Here is a 14,268-nt window from a genome sequence, read left to right on the forward strand (position 1 = left end):
CGAAGGGGCGCCGCGTCGGCATCGATGCGTCGCCCTCCTCATGCATTCCACCAGGGAGGCGTTGTTGAAAGTCTACCTTCTGTCGCTCGGGGCCGGCCTACTGGTCGGCATCATCTACAGCCTGATCAACGTGCGCTCGCCGGCACCGCCGGTGGTCGCTCTGGTGGGTCTGCTCGGCATCCTCGTCGGTGAGCAGATCCCGCCTCTTGTCAGAAGCTTCTGGCAGAAGGAGCCGCCGACGCAGTCCTGGTTGTACCAGGTGCGTCCACACGTCTTTGGCCACCTGCCGGAAGGGGTCAGATCATCGCAGCAGGCGCGCGACGCCCAAAGGAGGGCTTCATGACCACGCGCCGCACGTTTCTCGGCGCCGCAGCGGGCTTTGTCCTTCACGGATCACACGCGTCCGCCGACGCTTCAGACCCAACCCAGCCCCCGATGGGAGCCACATCCATGCAAGCCGACCTGATCCTGTTCAACGGGAGGATCACGACCCTCGACCGCCAGCAGCCGGAAGCCTCGGCGCTGCTCATCCGGGACGGACGCTTCGCGGCCGTCGGCAACGAGCAGGAGGTGATGCCGCTCGCCGGACCGACCACGCAGCGGATCGATCTCAAGGGGCGGCGGGTCATCCCAGGCCTGATCGACAGCCACATGCACATCATCCGCGGTGGGCTGAACTACAACATGGAGCTGCGCTGGGACGGCGTGCGTTCCCTGGCCGACGCCATGCGGATGCTGAAGGAACAGGTCGACCGCACACCGGCGCCGCAATGGGTGCGCGTGGTGGGTGGCTTCACCGAGCATCAATTCGTCGAGAAGAGGGTCCCGACCCTTGACGAGATCAACGCAGTCTCGCCCGACACCCCCGTCTTCATCCTGCACCTGTATGACCAGGCCCTGCTCAACGGCGCTGCCCTGCGGGCCGTCGGCTACACCAAGGATACGCCGAACCCGCCCGGCGGCGAGATCCAGCGCGATGCGAACGGCAACCCCACGGGCCTGCTGATCGCCAGGCCCAATGCCACGATCCTCTATGCCACCCTGGCGAAGGGCCCGAAGCTCCCGCCCGAGTACCAGAAGAACTCGTCGCGCCACTTCATGCGCGAGGTGAACCGGCTCGGGGTGACCGGCGTGATCGACGCCGGCGGCGGCTTCCAGAATTATCCAGACGACTACCGGATCATCGAAGAGCTGCACCGGGAAGGCCAGCTCACGGTGCGCTTGGCCTACAACCTGTTCACCCAGAAGCCGAAGGAAGAGCTCAAGGACTTCGACAGCTGGTCCAAGCAGGTGAAGCCGGGCCAGGGCGACGATCTCTATCGCCACAACGGCGCGGGCGAGATGCTGGTGTACTCCGCGGCCGACTTCGAGGACTTCAAGGTCGAGCGGCCCGAGATGCCGCCCAACATGGAGGGCGACCTGGAGCCGGTCGTCCGCCTGCTGGTCGAGAACCGCTGGCCCTGGCGGCTGCACGCCACCTACAACGAGACCATCACCCGGGCGCTTGACGTGTTCGAGAAGGTGAACCGCGAGATACCCTTCGACGGCCTGCACTGGTTCTTCGATCATGCGGAGACCATCGACGACCGCAACATCGACCGCATCGCGGCGCTTGGCGGCGGCATCGCCGTCCAGCACCGCATGGCGTTCCAGGGCGAGGACTTCGTCGAGCGCTACGGCAGCAAGGCAGCCGAGCGCACGCCGCCGATCAAGCGCATGCTGGACGCCGGCGTGCCGGTGGGCGCCGGCACGGATGCCACCCGCGTCGCCTCTTACAATCCCTGGATCTCCCTGTCCTGGCTCGTGACCGGCAGGACCCTGGGAGGGCTGACGCTCTATCCAGCCGCCAATCGCCTGGATCGGGAGAGTGCCCTGCGGCTGTGGACCGAGGCCAACACCTGGTTCTCCAACGAGCCGGGCAAGAAGGGTCAGATCGTGGAAGGGCAACTGGCCGATCTGGCGGTGCTGTCCGACGACTACTTCTCGGTGCCGGAGGACGCGATCCAGGACATCACGTCGGTCCTCACAATTCTCGGCGGCAAGCCCGTGCATGGCGACGCCGAGTTCAAGCATCTCGCGCCTTCGCTGCCCCCACCCATGCCCGACTGGTCGCCGGTCCGGAGCTATGGCGGCTACCAGCAGCGCGCCGGCAATGACGAGGCACGCAAATACGCCTTCGCGGCGGCGGCAGCCTGCGCCTGCGCCAGTTCCTGCGGCGTGCATGGCCACGCGCATGCCAGCGCCTGGGGCGCCAACACGCCCGCCTCCGATGCGCGCTCGTTTTGGGGCGTGCTCGGCTGCTCCTGCTGGGCATTCTGAGGGAAGGCGCCATGACTGACATCGCAGTTCCCCGCCCGATTGACCGCATGCTGGCCCTGCCCGGGCTCGACATCGTGGCCCGCCTGGCGCTCGCATCGCCCTTCCTGATCAGCGGCGTCGTGAAGCTCGTCGATTTCGGCGGAGCCACCGCCGAGGTCACAGGCCTTGGCCTTGAGCCCGCAGGATTGATCGCCGCCGCAGTCATCCTGACGCAACTTGGCGGGTCTGCGCTCTTCCTGACCCGCCGCACCTGCTGGCTCGGTGCCGGCATCCTGGCCGTGTTCACCGTCATGGCCACATTACTCGCGCATCCGTTCTGGATGTTCGAGGGTCCGGATCGGGGCCGCCAGACCGCGACCTTCTTCGAGCATGCCGCCATTGTAGGCGGGCTCGCCGTTGCGGCCGTGTTCGTCAATTCCCGGAGAGGACAGCTATGACCGGAGCTCAAGGAACGATCACCGAAGGGGCAGCGCCTCCCCCTCCACCGGGCACCTTCGCGCCGCTGCGGCACAGTCTCTTCGCGGTGATCTGGACCGCGACGGTGCTGGGCAACGTCGGCACCTTCATGCGCGATGTGTCCTCCTCCTGGCTCGTGACGGAAATCTCCGCCTCGCCGGCCGCGGTCGCCATGATCCAGGCGGCAGGCACTCTCCCGGTCTTCCTCCTGGCCATTCCCGCAGGCGTCCTGTCCGACATCCTCGACCGGCGCCGCTTCCTGATCGCCATCCAGATCATGCTCGGCATCGTGAGTTCGACGCTCGCGTTCCTGTCCTGGACGGGATCGGTCACGGTCGAGAGCCTTGTCCTTCTCACCTTCCTAGGCGGCGTCGGCGCGGCGCTCGCAACGCCGGCCTGGCAGGCGATCACGCCTGAGCTCGTGCCGCGATCCGACCTCAAGGGCGCCGTGGCCCTGAATTCCTTGGGCATCAACATCGCCCGCTCCATCGGTCCGGCCTTAGGTGGTTTCCTGCTGGCAGGCCTCGGAGCCGCGGCGGTCTATGGTCTCGACGTGATGACCTATGTCCTCGTTAGCGGAGCCCTGCTCTGGTGGCGGCGTGAGGCTGACGCGGACGACGGACTGCGCGAGCACTTTGGCGGGGCACTGCGGGCAGGTCTGCGCTATGCCCGGGCTAGTCATGACCTGCATCGCATCCTGTGGCGCGCGGTGCTGTTCTTCGCCTTCGCCAGTGCGGTCTGGGCGCTTCTGCCCATCGTGGCCCGCCAGGAGATCGGCGGTGGCCCGGGCTTCTATGGCTTGATGCTCGGCAGCGTTGGGGCTGGTGCCATCCTGGGAGCGGTCCTGCTGCCGCGGGTTCGCGCCCGGCTGGGACAGGACCGGCTCGTGCTCGCCATGTCGCTCGTGACCGCAGTCGCGACCGTCCTCCTGGCCCTGACGAACTCCGAGGTCGTGGCGATCATCGCGACCTTCGTGCTCGGCATCGCCTGGATCGCTATGCTGACTACGCTCAACAGCACCATGCAGGCCATCCTGCCGAACTGGATCCGGGGCCGTGGCCTGGCGATCTATCTCACGGCGTTCAACGGCGCCATGGCGGCGGGCTCCCTGGGCTGGGGCTTCCTCGCCCAGGAGATCACAACCGACACGACCCTGATCGTGGCGGGCATCGGCCTCACCATCGCGGCGCTGCTGGCGCACAGAGCTCCCCTGCCGAGCGGAGAAGGCGATCTCACCCCCTCGCTGCACTGGCCCGAGCCTGCGATGGCCGAGCCCGTCGCGCACGACCGGGGCCCCGTGATGATCATGGTCACCTACCGTGTCCAGCAGGCGGATCGCCCCGCCTTCCTGATAGCCCTTAAGCGTCTCTCCGAAGGTCGCCGCCGCGACGGCGCCTACGCCTGGGGCGTGTCGGAGGATGCGGCCGATCCCGAGCACATCATCGAGTGGTTCTTCGTTGAGTCCTGGGCCGAGCATCTGCGGCAGCACAAGCGGGTCTCCAAAGCCGACGCCGATGGCCAAGCCGAGACACGCCGCTTCCATCAAGGGACCGAACCGCCTCTCGTGCAACACTTCCTTGCGGTCGGCAGATCCGGCCGGGACCCGCACTGAGATTGCGGCGAGGAGCGATTGCGCTGCGCGATCAGCCGCACATCGCCCTTCCCGTCACCCGCTGCGACGCCTTCCTGAGCGCCGCGGCGGCAACACCCACCCAAGCACAAGAAAGACGTTCAATGGGCACGATCACGACGAAGGACGGAACCAAGATTTTCTACAAGGACTGGGGCTCGGGGCAGCCGATCCTGTTCTCGCACGGATGGCCGCTGTCGGCCGATGCCTGGGACGGCCAGATGCTGTTCTTCGGCCAGCAGGGCTACCGCGTTATCGCGCATGACCGCCGCAGCCACGGCCGCTCCGACCAGACCTGGGACGGCAACCACATGGATCAGTACGCGGACGACCTGGCCGAACTGATCGAGACGCTCGATCTGCGCGACATCGTGATGATCGGCCATTCGACCGGCGGTGGCGAGGTGGTTCACTACATCGGCCGCCACGGCTCCGCGCGTGTCGCGAAGGTGGTGCTCGTCGGTGCGGTGCCGCCGCTCATGCTGAAGACCGAGTCCAATCCGGAGGGCACGCCCATGGAGGTCTTCGACGGCATCCGCCAGAACACGGCGGGCGACCGCTCGCAGTTCTTCAAGGATCTCACCATCCCGTTCTACGGCTTCGACCGCGATGGCGCGAAGGTCAACGACGGCCTGCGTGAGTCCTTCTGGCTCCAGGGCATGATGGGCGGCATCAAGGGCGAGTACGATTGCGTCCGGGAGTTCTCGGAGGTTGACTATACCGAGGACCTGGAGAAGATCGACAAGCCGACACTCATCATCCACGGTGACGACGATCAGATCGTGCCGATCAAAGCCTCGGCGGAAAAGGCCGCGAAGATTGTCGAGGGCGCCCAGCTCAAGGTCTACCCGGGCGGATCGCATGGCTTGGCGCAGATCGAGGCGGACAAGTTCAACGCCGACGTCCTGGCCTTCATCAAGGCTTAAGGCAGGGCTGACCCAACTTGGGGAACATCCCGCCAGCACGCGGAACAGGTCGGAATTGCAGCGGCCGAGGGGCATACTACGCCTATCGTACAGTCGACCGACAGCAAGCTAGGGAGCGCAATGGATGAGTGATAGCAAAACTACGGCACCGGTTAATGCGGCAAATCACGGAGTGGCTTGGGAGAAAGCCTACGGATATGCGCAGGCGATCAAGGTCAAGGATACGATCTACGTCTCTGGGCAATTGAGCCACGACGCTGCGGGCAACCTTGTGGCTCCGGCCGATCTCGATGAAGCCGGAAAGCCGCAATCATTCGACAACATGGAAGCGCAGATCCGCCAGACTTACGAAAATGCGCGGATCCTGCTGGCGCAGTTCGGAGCCTCATTCGATGACGTCGTCGAGGAGACACTGTACGTGCTGGACGTCGACGCTGCGTTCAGTGCGGCTTCCAAGGTTCGCAAGCAGGTTTATGGTGCAGAGATACCCCAGCTCGCGAGCAACCTTATTGGTGTGTCACGGCTCGCCTTCCCGCAACAGCTCGTTGAGATCACGTTCCGCGCTGTAGTGGATCGATAGAGCGCTTTGGCGGAAACGTTGGGAAGGCCGCTCGGCCCACGCCGGGCAGCTTTCTCTGTGGCGATGGTCCTTTGTTCCTTGAGACCTCTGGGCTCTTCCGCCGCGTTGGGTCAAGAACCGAGCTTCTCTGCGCATTGAAAACGTCCAGTTTGTTGAGGATTGCTGTGTTCCGTTCGCGAGGATCATCGGCCTCAACACCCTCGTCTCGATGCTGATCTTCGGCCTGTTCTACCTCTACTGGCACAGCGACTTCACCCTCGATGACCTTTCGCTCCTGCCATGAGGACGCACATCCAAACCATTGCGTCCCCTGTTGCGGTAGGATGCGAACGACCGGAACGGGTCAAGGAGCGAGGTACAGCGAGGATTCCTGGGGGTCCGCTGACCACCCCATCCAGGGCATGAGGGCATTCGACCTGGTTGGCGTAATGCGGCTCACCGCTGGGGCTGCCAGTGCCCGGGGCGGGGGATGAGACCTTCGGCCTACCACCGAAAGGATTGGATCCGATACCTGATCGCGGTTGTGCTGGGCCCCACCGCGGTGGCACACTGGCGGGGCATCGGCAGCCACAAAGTCATTGAAATTCAACGGGTTTGGGCGGCGGGACCGGAGTCTCCCCCTCTCCGCCATTTAACTCAATCATCGAAGATCGAGGCGATCAAGCAAGCTCTTCAGCGCGTGGGGCGCGTCATCATTGCCACCGACCGAACTGGGAGGGCTCGATGATTGCTTGGGCGATGCTTGAGCACCTTGGCTATCGAGGTCAGGTAGATCGCCTCAAACCGAGTGCTCTTGATGAAGTCTCGATTCGACGTGCCTTCGCGGCGATGACCAGGGAGGTAGAATCCGGCGAGCGGGACTATGCAGGCTACCTCGAGCCCCTGTGCCGCCAATATGAGGATTACCACCTGGGGCTCAACGGCACACGCGCCATCTCTTTAAGGCTCCGCACCTGCCCTCGTCGGATCTGACGCCGGATGAGCACCTCGCCGGTAGGACTGATGCCATGCACCTGGAAGACGGACTTAGCGTTGTCCAGACCAATGGTGGTGACCGTGCTGAGGGGCTGCTACTGTGCCGCTGGGTGGGAGCCGTCCACAGCATCAGAAGGCGACATTCCACCTGGCTCTCTGTCGGCGCGGTCCAGCCCCTTGGCTTCGATCCTCGAGCTGCATGAGCAACCGAAGCGAGACTGCTTCGATGCCAAGCTGACATCGCTCGCGATTTGTGGGACAGTTCGTCCGCGTCGGATCTCTTGCCGATGAGCCTGCCGGGACCGTTCGGCTGACTGATCAGCAAGAGCCGCGATCGATCCGCCATGACACGGGGACGACGAGTGCAGAAGATTGCGCAACGGCTGCCGTTCTATACAGGCCTTGGCTTGGTCACTGCAGCAACCCTGATGCTGCAGATCGTCGAAACCCGGATCATCTCCGTCACATCCTGGTATCACCTCGCGTTTTTCGTCATCAGCATCGCGATGTTCGGCCTCACTGCCGGAGCAGTCTGGGTTTATCTCCACCCCGAGCGGTACCGCCCGGAGCAGCTGTCCTACCACCTGAGCACCGCCTCACTCAGCTTCGCCCTCGCGACGATCCTGGCGCTCCTGGTGCAGTTGACCATCGTCACGAGTCTGCCCGCATCGGTCATGTCACTCGTCGTCTGGGCTGAGTTCGCCGTTGCCTTGTCTCTCCCGTTCTTCTTCTCCGGCATCGTTGTCAGCCTGGCTCTGACCCGCAGCCCCTTCCCCGTCGGCGTAGTCTATGGGATCGACCTGCTCGGCGCAGCTCTCGGCTGCCTCGGCGCCCTCGTTCTGCTCAATCTGGTCAGCGGTCCCTCGGCGGTGCTCTGGATCGCGGTCCTGATGGCCGCCGGCGGCCTGTTCTTCGCGCGGGCGGACCTCGGGGATGTGCCGTCCGACCGGTCTGTGGCCGGTTGGCTTTTCCGGTATCGCGGCGCCGTGCTTGCGGGTCTTGCGATCCTCGCCCTCGCCAACAGCTTGATCGAGAGCATCCGGCCGACGGTGGTGAAGGACCAGATCGAGCATCCCGCGACGATCGCTTACGAGAAATGGAACTCGTTCTCGCGCATCACGGTCGGCCAGTCTGAGAGGACGCGGCCGGCACTCTGGGGGCCGTCCCCACACTATGTCGCAGATCCGATTGAGCAGCGCTGGATGAACATCGACGGCGGGGCCGGGACGGCGGTCTATCGCTTCTCCGGCGATCTGAATGAACTGGCCTTCCTCCGCTACGACGTCACCAACCTCGCCTACGCGGTTCCCGGCCTCCAGACCGGGGCGGTGATCGGCGTCGGCGGCGGCCGGGATCTCCTGTCCGCGCGCTTGTTCGGTGTCTCAGACGTGGTCGGCGTCGAAATCAACCCGATCTTCATCGACCTGCTGACCCGGCGGTTCGCGAACGACACCGCCATCGGTCGACAGTCCGGCCTTTCCTTCGAAGTCGATGAGGCGAGAAGCTGGTTTGCCCGCGCCGAGCGCTCCTTCGACGTCATCCAGATGAGCCTGATCGACACGTGGGCGGCCACGGGTGCCGGCGCCTTCACCCTGTCGGAGAATGGCCTTTACACGGTCGAGGCCTGGCGGATCTTCCTCGAGCGCCTGACGCCGTCGGGGGTCTTCACTGTGAGCCGCTGGTACGCCCCTGGCGAGGTCAACGAGACCGGTCGCATGGTGAGCCTCGCTGTCGCGACGCTCCAATCCCTTGGGGTGACCGACCCCAAGAGACACCTCTTCATGGCGGCGTCGGACCATGTGGCGACCCTGGTCATGTCGCGCCTGCCCTTGTCGGAGCAAGCCTTGGCGGCGCTCCGGCAGGCTGCGGATACCTACGCGTTCCCCGTCCTGCTGAGCCCGCAGGCACAGGCCGCTTCGCCGCTGCTCGAGAGCATCGTGTCGGCGCCCGATCGTAGCGCTCTCGCGCGCGCCACCGAGGCCTCCTACCTCGACCTGAGCCCGCCGACCGACGCACGCCCGTTCTTCTTCAATCAGTTGCGACTCGGTCGCCTGCTTGATCAGGACGTCTTCACTCTGGCCTCGCGGGTGGGCGTCTATGGGGGCAATCTGAGCGCGACCCTGACGCTCGCTATGCTGATCCTCATCTCGGCCATTCTCGTCGCGGTGACGATCATCGTTCCGCTGCGGTCTTCCACAAAAACGGGACCATCCGGGCTGATCGGCGCCGGAACGTTCTATTTCGGCCTGATCGGCATAGGCTTCATGATGGTCGAGATTGGCCTGCTTCAGCGCATCAGCGTGTTTCTGGGCCACCCGGTCTATGCCCTCAGTGTCGTCCTCTTCAGCCTGATCCTGTCGACTGGCATCGGCAGCCTGGTGTCCGAGCGTGTTCCACTCGACAGCAGCGCGAGGCTGGTCGGCTGGTCCGTCCTGACCAGCCTGTACCTTCTTCTCCTGCCGTTCTGGCTGCCCGACATCCTGCTCCGGCTTGAGAGCGCCGGCCTCCTGCTCCGAGCCGGGCTCGCGGTCCTGGTTCTCTCACCAGCCGGCCTCCTCATGGGCTTTGGTTTTCCGACCGGAATGCGGCTGGTGTCAGCGATCAGCAAGCTACCAACCCCTTGGTTCTGGGGCATCAACGGAGCAGCCGGTGTGCTCGCGGCCAGCGTCGCCGTGCTGACGAGCATCGAATTCGGCATCGACACAACGCTTCGCATTGGGGCGATCTGCTACCTTCTGCTGCTCGGACCTGCTTTGCTTCTCGTCCGACGTGCAAGGGGGCTGCGCGAGAGCGGCAGTTCAATGAGAGAGGAAGGTCAACCTTCGGAGCTCGACCTGACATCCGTCTCATGACCGAGATCCCACGAGGAGTGCATTTCTGATGCTGGATCCTGATGCGCTGCGGCGGAAGCCGACCGGCCGGACTGAAAGACGGTTATGCAGAAATTAGAAGCTACAGGCCCCGCTGCTCGATTGTAGGTGAAGTCAGCGGAGGATGGCGAGGGGCCGCTGCGGGTCAACTTTTCACGTTCCGGCTGCTCAACGAATGTCTGCTCGTGCGACGAGGCTGTGTGGAAACGCGGTGATTTGGCAGACTGTCTCCCAGCTTTGGGAGGTCACGATGACCCGCTTCATCGGAGGCAAGAACCGCTGGCAGATGCTGCTCCTGCCTGAATGCCTGGACGACCATGTCACGCAAGACAATCCGGTGCGGGTGATCGACGCCTTCATCGATGAACGCGATCTCCAGGCTCTGGGCCTCACCCGCGCCCAGCCTGCCGCTACGGGACGGCCCGGCGACCATCCGGCGATCCTGCTCAAGATCTATCTCTACGGCTACCTGCATTGATTGCCCTCGCGGCTCCGGGCGCGTCCTGATGCCATGTAGGCGCGCAAAAGCACGGTTGAGCATGTCTTCGGCACGCTCAAAGGCTTGATGGGAGCCACGCACTTCCTCACGAAGGGGCTGAAGACCACCGCGGCTGAGATGGCCCTGTATGTGCTGGCCTACAACATGAAGCAGGAGATCAGTATTCCCGGCGCGCAGCCGCTCCTGGCCGGGATCAGAGTGTTAGGGACCACACCGCTGCCTGCCCAGGCATACTCGCAATGGGTCATCAGACCTTGCCGATCTGCGCGTTTCCACACAGCCTTGAGTGCTGAGGAAGTCCAAACGCTTACGTCTCAGGAGAGCCAGAAGGAGACCTTCCGGATACATAGAGGGAGTTCCGGAGCCGGAATTCTACAAGTGATCTCTGCTTGAGCCCTGCACTAGGCTGACTGCCCAGGCAATGATCTGACTCGGTCTTGCGATGGTCGCTCCGCTTGCCCTTGCTGGCCGGCAATGACCGGAAGGTTTACCTACCAAAGCATTCTGTTCTCTCGTGTTCAATGGCTCATCAACCGAGCGATATCGGCAGCGAAACGCATTTCAGAGTCGTCCTGTGGCTGGTAGTCTATCACCCGACGGGCATTGGTGATGCTCCAGAAAGTACGGGCATTGTTAGAAACCCCATAAAAGATATGGAACGGAACACCGTACTCATCATCGATCTGAGGTGTCTCAATGGATTTGCAGAAGAGCTGCTGCAAATCCCGTTCACTGATGTAACCTGCGAGCTCCCGCACGTAGCGGTAGCGGGGCAGATCGGCAAACTTGCTGGCATCGATCTCTCGAGGAACGACAATCCGCAGTTGGATCACCTCCAGCTTCCGTCCTAGGCTGCCACATGCATACAAAAACCCGAGCGACTCGTAAGCCGCCTTGGCCCAACCATAGAAATTGTCTGGTCGCGGGTAATCCTCCGGACCAACGCGATCACGCAGACCAGCAAAGTAGGGTTGCTCGTACCACTTCGCTGCCTGATTGGTGCTGGCCGCCACTACCCGTCGTACACCGTGGTCCAGAGCCATCTGGTAGACCCGCTGCATCATATCGACGTTATGGCGTTCGCCGTCGTATTGGCTTTGCGGATCAGACCCGTCCAACCGCTGGTAAGCCAAGTGGACCACCACCTCCATTCCGGTGAAAATAGCCTTCAGATCCGTTGAACTCGCCTTAAGTAAATCGAGCACCTCGACATCATCAATAGGCTGACCTGCTCCGTTCTCCTGCCGAGTGTCGATAAGCCGCAAGTCATAACGTTCCCGAAGGGCTGGGAGCAACTGACCCGCGATGTAGCCGGTCGCACCTGTTAGCAGCACCCGTAGCTTTGACATAGCTCATCTCCCTCACATCCCTTGCTGAGTTTTGACCATCATGCGCCAACAACAGACCTTCCCCCTCGCACAATTCACGCGCTCGAAGATGGCAAATCGCTAGGAGGGGTGAGCCCCTCCTGGCCGATCCATTGCAAGCTTAAGTTGTCAGGCCGCCCTCTATGCGGGAGCCTACTTCAGGCGCTTACTGCTTCTGAACTTCCAACCGGATGACGTTCCACGAGGCAGGTGCGAGCTTGGCCCGTACCCGCTCTCCCCATATCTCAACACCCTCCAGAGGAGCGGGCTTGATCGTATCCGGCGCATCCTTTGTGTTGACGGCCATGAGATCGTCGTTGCGCAGTTGGTGCGCCTCCTTCACTGACAGACCCTCGAAGCCGCGCACGAGGGCTTCGATCGACAGGCTCTCATCTAGGCTGCGGTTGAGCGCAAAGATGGTGACGCAGTCCTCTCCGTGGTTATGAACCACGGAGAGCTTGAGATAGGGTACGGCCGGAAGCGGGAACCGCAGCTCTGATGTACCACGTGGATCATAGTAGGTCGTCTCGTAGGTAGGTGAATCCACCCTCGTTTGCAGCACCGTACCTCGGCCGAGATTGCTCATATCCTTGAAGGGATAGAAAATCGACTGGCGCCAGGCAGGCCCGCCAGTCTCGGTCATAATCGGGGCAATCGCGTTCACCAGCTGTGCCAGGCAGGCCGACTTAATCCGATCGGCGTGATTGAGCAGGGAGATGCAGGCGCCCCCGAAAGCAAGCGCGTCCTGCATGTTGTAGATCTCCTCAAGGATCGATGGCGCGACAGGCCAACCGAGCTTGACCCGACCCTCGTTCTTGCGGCGGGTCCGGTACCAAACGTTCCACTCGTCGAAACTCAGCATGATGCGCTTGGGCGAGCGACGACGGGCGGAGACCGCATCAGCAATGGCGACAACCTCTTCGATGAAGCTGTCCATCAGGTCCGGACTTGCGAGGAATGCCGGAGTGTCATCCGCATAGTTATTCAGGTAGGTATGTAAGGAGATGTATTCGACATGGTCGAACGAGTGCTCGAGCACAGTGTCCTCCCAGCTGCCAAAGGTCGGCATGTTGCGCGAGGACGAGCCGCAGGCGGCGAGTTCGATAGTCGGATCGATCCATTTCATAAGCTTGGCGGCTTCAGCCGCGATCCGTCCATATTCCCACGCTGTCTTGGTCTCCATTTGCCATGGGCCGTCCATCTCGTTGCCCAAGCACCAGAACCGCACGTTGTGCGGCTTTTCCCATCCATGAGATCGGCGCAGTTCGGACAGCTCCGTACCACTTGGAAAATTGCAGTATTCCAGGAGGCGACGAGCATCATCAGGGCCTCGTGTGCCGAGATTGACAGCCATCATGGGCTCTACGCCGGCCACTTGGCACCAATCCATGAACTCGTTGGTGCCGAACGTGTTCGGCTCGGTCGACATCCAAGCGAGATCAAGCCGGCGCGGACGGTTCTCCACGGGGCCGACGCCATCCTCCCAGTTGTATCCGGAGACGAAGTTTCCACCCGGATAGCGGATAATGGTAGGAGCCAGCTCTCGGACGAGCTCAAGTACGTCACGTCGGAACCCCCGCTCGTCGGCCGTCGAATGGCCCGGCTCGTAGATGCCGCCGTAAACGCAGCGTCCCAAGTGTTCGACAAAGGCGCCGAACAGACGTGGATCCGTTTCCGCGATTGAGAAATCGCGGTCAATGGTGACTTTGGCTTCTTTCATGGGAAGGCTCCGATCAGTTAAGCAGGCAAACTCTTTTTGAGCTGGTGACGGGAATGAGGGGTGGACTAGGTCACTACTGCGGGGATGGTGTCCGCGAAGGGCTCGTCGCGCCAAGCGTTGTCGACGGACAGCACCGCCTGGCGGAGCTTGATGGAATAAGGATGTTGCGGGGCCGCGAGCACTGTCCGGGCGTCGCCACCTTCGACTATCTTGCCCTTCTGCATGATGATCAGACGGTCGCTGATGTAGTAGGCGGTCGCGAGATCGTGCGTGATGTAGATGATCGAGACTCCGATTTCATCTCGGAGCTTTTTGAACAAGTTGATCACAGTCATACGCAGCGATGCGTCGATCATCGAGACTGGCTCGTCAGCGACGATCAGGGACGGATTGGACACGAGCGCGCGCGCGATCGCCACACGCTGGAGCTGCCCTCCCGACATCTCGTGCGGATAGCGCCCCCGGATTTCGATAAGCGACAGGCCGACTTTGCGCAGGGCCTCGTCAGCCCGCTCTGCCGCCTCCTCGGTCGTGCGGGATTCCGTAAAGCGCTGAGCCGCACTGAACAGGTAGCGGTCGACGCGCTTCAGCGGATTGAATGCGTCGAAGGGATTCTGGAAAATCGCCTGCACATGGCTCATGAACGCGAGCCTGTCACGGCGGCTGCGGACGTCGCGCAGGTCTCTTCCCTGGAACAGGATTCGCCCGCTCGTTGGAGCGAGGCTGTTCAGGATCATACCCGCCAGAGTGGTTTTTCCGCTGCCGGACTCACCGATAATGGTAAACACCTCAGGCTTATCCGCCGCGAGAGAGAAGCTGACATCATTCACGGCATGGTTAACCGTCCGCGAAATGAGACCGCCCATCGTGAAGATTTTATTGACATTTTCCACGTCAAGAAGGTTCGGACTCATGCGCTTGCCTCC

At 62.6% G+C, this 14,268-nt stretch carries 10 protein-coding genes and 3 pseudogenes; 9 read left to right on the top strand and 4 right to left on the bottom strand.

Annotated features, from left to right (window positions below):
* The first annotated feature begins 64 nt into the window (after positions 1-64).
* From KHP60_RS04740 to KHP60_RS04765, 6 genes are all read left to right on the top strand, one after another.
* Positions 65-343, top strand: coding sequence for a XapX domain-containing protein (locus KHP60_RS04740; protein WP_213562423.1), 279 nt, complete (start codon positions 65-67; stop codon positions 341-343).
* On the top strand, positions 340-2,319 hold the full coding sequence (locus tag KHP60_RS04745) for an amidohydrolase (protein WP_213562424.1): 1,980 nt from the start codon (positions 340-342) through the stop codon (positions 2,317-2,319). The genes KHP60_RS04740 and KHP60_RS04745 overlap by 4 nt, the downstream gene beginning before the upstream one ends.
* An 11-nt stretch (positions 2,320-2,330) precedes the next feature.
* Positions 2,331-2,756: a DoxX family protein gene (locus KHP60_RS04750; RefSeq protein WP_213562425.1), complete on the top strand. Its 426-nt coding sequence runs from the start codon at positions 2,331-2,333 to the stop codon at positions 2,754-2,756.
* A complete protein-coding gene (locus KHP60_RS04755; protein ID WP_213562426.1) occupies positions 2,753-4,387 on the top strand; it encodes an MFS transporter in 1,635 nt (544 codons plus the stop codon). The genes KHP60_RS04750 and KHP60_RS04755 overlap by 4 nt, the downstream gene beginning before the upstream one ends.
* Before the next feature lie 122 nt (positions 4,388-4,509).
* Complete coding sequence (locus tag KHP60_RS04760; RefSeq protein ID WP_213562427.1) at positions 4,510-5,331, top strand: alpha/beta fold hydrolase; 822 nt, start codon at positions 4,510-4,512, stop codon at positions 5,329-5,331.
* A 124-nt stretch (positions 5,332-5,455) separates the two neighbouring features.
* Positions 5,456-5,911, top strand: coding sequence for a Rid family hydrolase (locus tag KHP60_RS04765; protein ID WP_213562428.1), 456 nt, complete (start codon positions 5,456-5,458; stop codon positions 5,909-5,911).
* 944 nt (positions 5,912-6,855) lie between these two features.
* Here the strand turns inward: KHP60_RS04765 and KHP60_RS25630 are convergent.
* Positions 6,856-6,957: pseudogene (locus tag KHP60_RS25630) on the bottom strand (IS110 family transposase); the annotation flags it as partial.
* Between the two features lie 291 nt (positions 6,958-7,248).
* On the opposite strand from KHP60_RS25630, the gene KHP60_RS04770 reads away from it, so the two are divergent.
* The 3 genes and pseudogenes from KHP60_RS04770 to KHP60_RS25810 form a co-directional block, all read left to right on the top strand.
* Complete coding sequence (locus KHP60_RS04770; RefSeq protein ID WP_213562429.1) at positions 7,249-9,738, top strand: class I SAM-dependent methyltransferase; 2,490 nt, start codon at positions 7,249-7,251, stop codon at positions 9,736-9,738.
* 268 nt (positions 9,739-10,006) lie between these two features.
* Positions 10,007-10,231, top strand: a pseudogene (locus KHP60_RS04775) (transposase); the annotation flags it as partial.
* Positions 10,232-10,276: 45 nt separating this feature from the next.
* Positions 10,277-10,453, top strand: a pseudogene (locus KHP60_RS25810) (transposase); the annotation flags it as partial.
* A gap of 320 nt (positions 10,454-10,773) precedes the next feature.
* On the opposite strand, the gene KHP60_RS04785 reads toward KHP60_RS25810, so the two are convergent.
* From KHP60_RS04785 to KHP60_RS04795, 3 genes are all read right to left on the bottom strand, one after another.
* On the bottom strand, positions 10,774-11,604 hold the full coding sequence (locus KHP60_RS04785) for an NAD(P)-dependent oxidoreductase (RefSeq protein ID WP_213562431.1): 831 nt from the start codon (positions 11,602-11,604) through the stop codon (positions 10,774-10,776).
* Between the two features lie 184 nt (positions 11,605-11,788).
* Positions 11,789-13,342 (bottom strand): alpha-N-arabinofuranosidase, encoded by a 1,554-nt coding sequence (locus tag KHP60_RS04790; protein WP_213562432.1) that lies wholly within the window; start codon positions 13,340-13,342, stop codon positions 11,789-11,791.
* A 65-nt stretch (positions 13,343-13,407) separates the two neighbouring features.
* A complete protein-coding gene (locus tag KHP60_RS04795; RefSeq protein ID WP_213562433.1) occupies positions 13,408-14,256 on the bottom strand; it encodes an ABC transporter ATP-binding protein in 849 nt (282 codons plus the stop codon).
* Positions 14,257-14,268 lie beyond the last annotated feature (12 nt).

The organism is Microvirga sp. 3-52 (assembly GCF_018383585.1).
In the GTDB taxonomy this organism is placed as follows: Bacteria; Pseudomonadota; Alphaproteobacteria; order Rhizobiales; family Beijerinckiaceae; genus Microvirga.

What these genes read in the sequence shown, in the direction of transcription:
- KHP60_RS04755 (WP_213562426.1), top strand. Translation starts at nt 2,753, where the DNA reads ATGACCGGAGCTCAAGGAACGATCACCGAAGGGGCAGCGCCTCCCCCT.
- KHP60_RS04745 (WP_213562424.1), top strand. Translation starts at nt 340, where the DNA reads ATGACCACGCGCCGCACGTTTCTCGGCGCCGCAGCGGGCTTTGTCCTT.
- KHP60_RS04765 (WP_213562428.1), top strand. Translation starts at nt 5,456, where the DNA reads ATGAGTGATAGCAAAACTACGGCACCGGTTAATGCGGCAAATCACGGA.
- KHP60_RS04795 (WP_213562433.1), bottom strand. Translation starts at nt 14,256, where the DNA reads ATGAGTCCGAACCTTCTTGACGTGGAAAATGTCAATAAAATCTTCACG.
- KHP60_RS04785 (WP_213562431.1), bottom strand. Translation starts at nt 11,604, where the DNA reads ATGTCAAAGCTACGGGTGCTGCTAACAGGTGCGACCGGCTACATCGCG.
- KHP60_RS04760 (WP_213562427.1), top strand. Translation starts at nt 4,510, where the DNA reads ATGGGCACGATCACGACGAAGGACGGAACCAAGATTTTCTACAAGGAC.
- KHP60_RS04790 (WP_213562432.1), bottom strand. Translation starts at nt 13,342, where the DNA reads ATGAAAGAAGCCAAAGTCACCATTGACCGCGATTTCTCAATCGCGGAA.
- KHP60_RS04750 (WP_213562425.1), top strand. Translation starts at nt 2,331, where the DNA reads ATGACTGACATCGCAGTTCCCCGCCCGATTGACCGCATGCTGGCCCTG.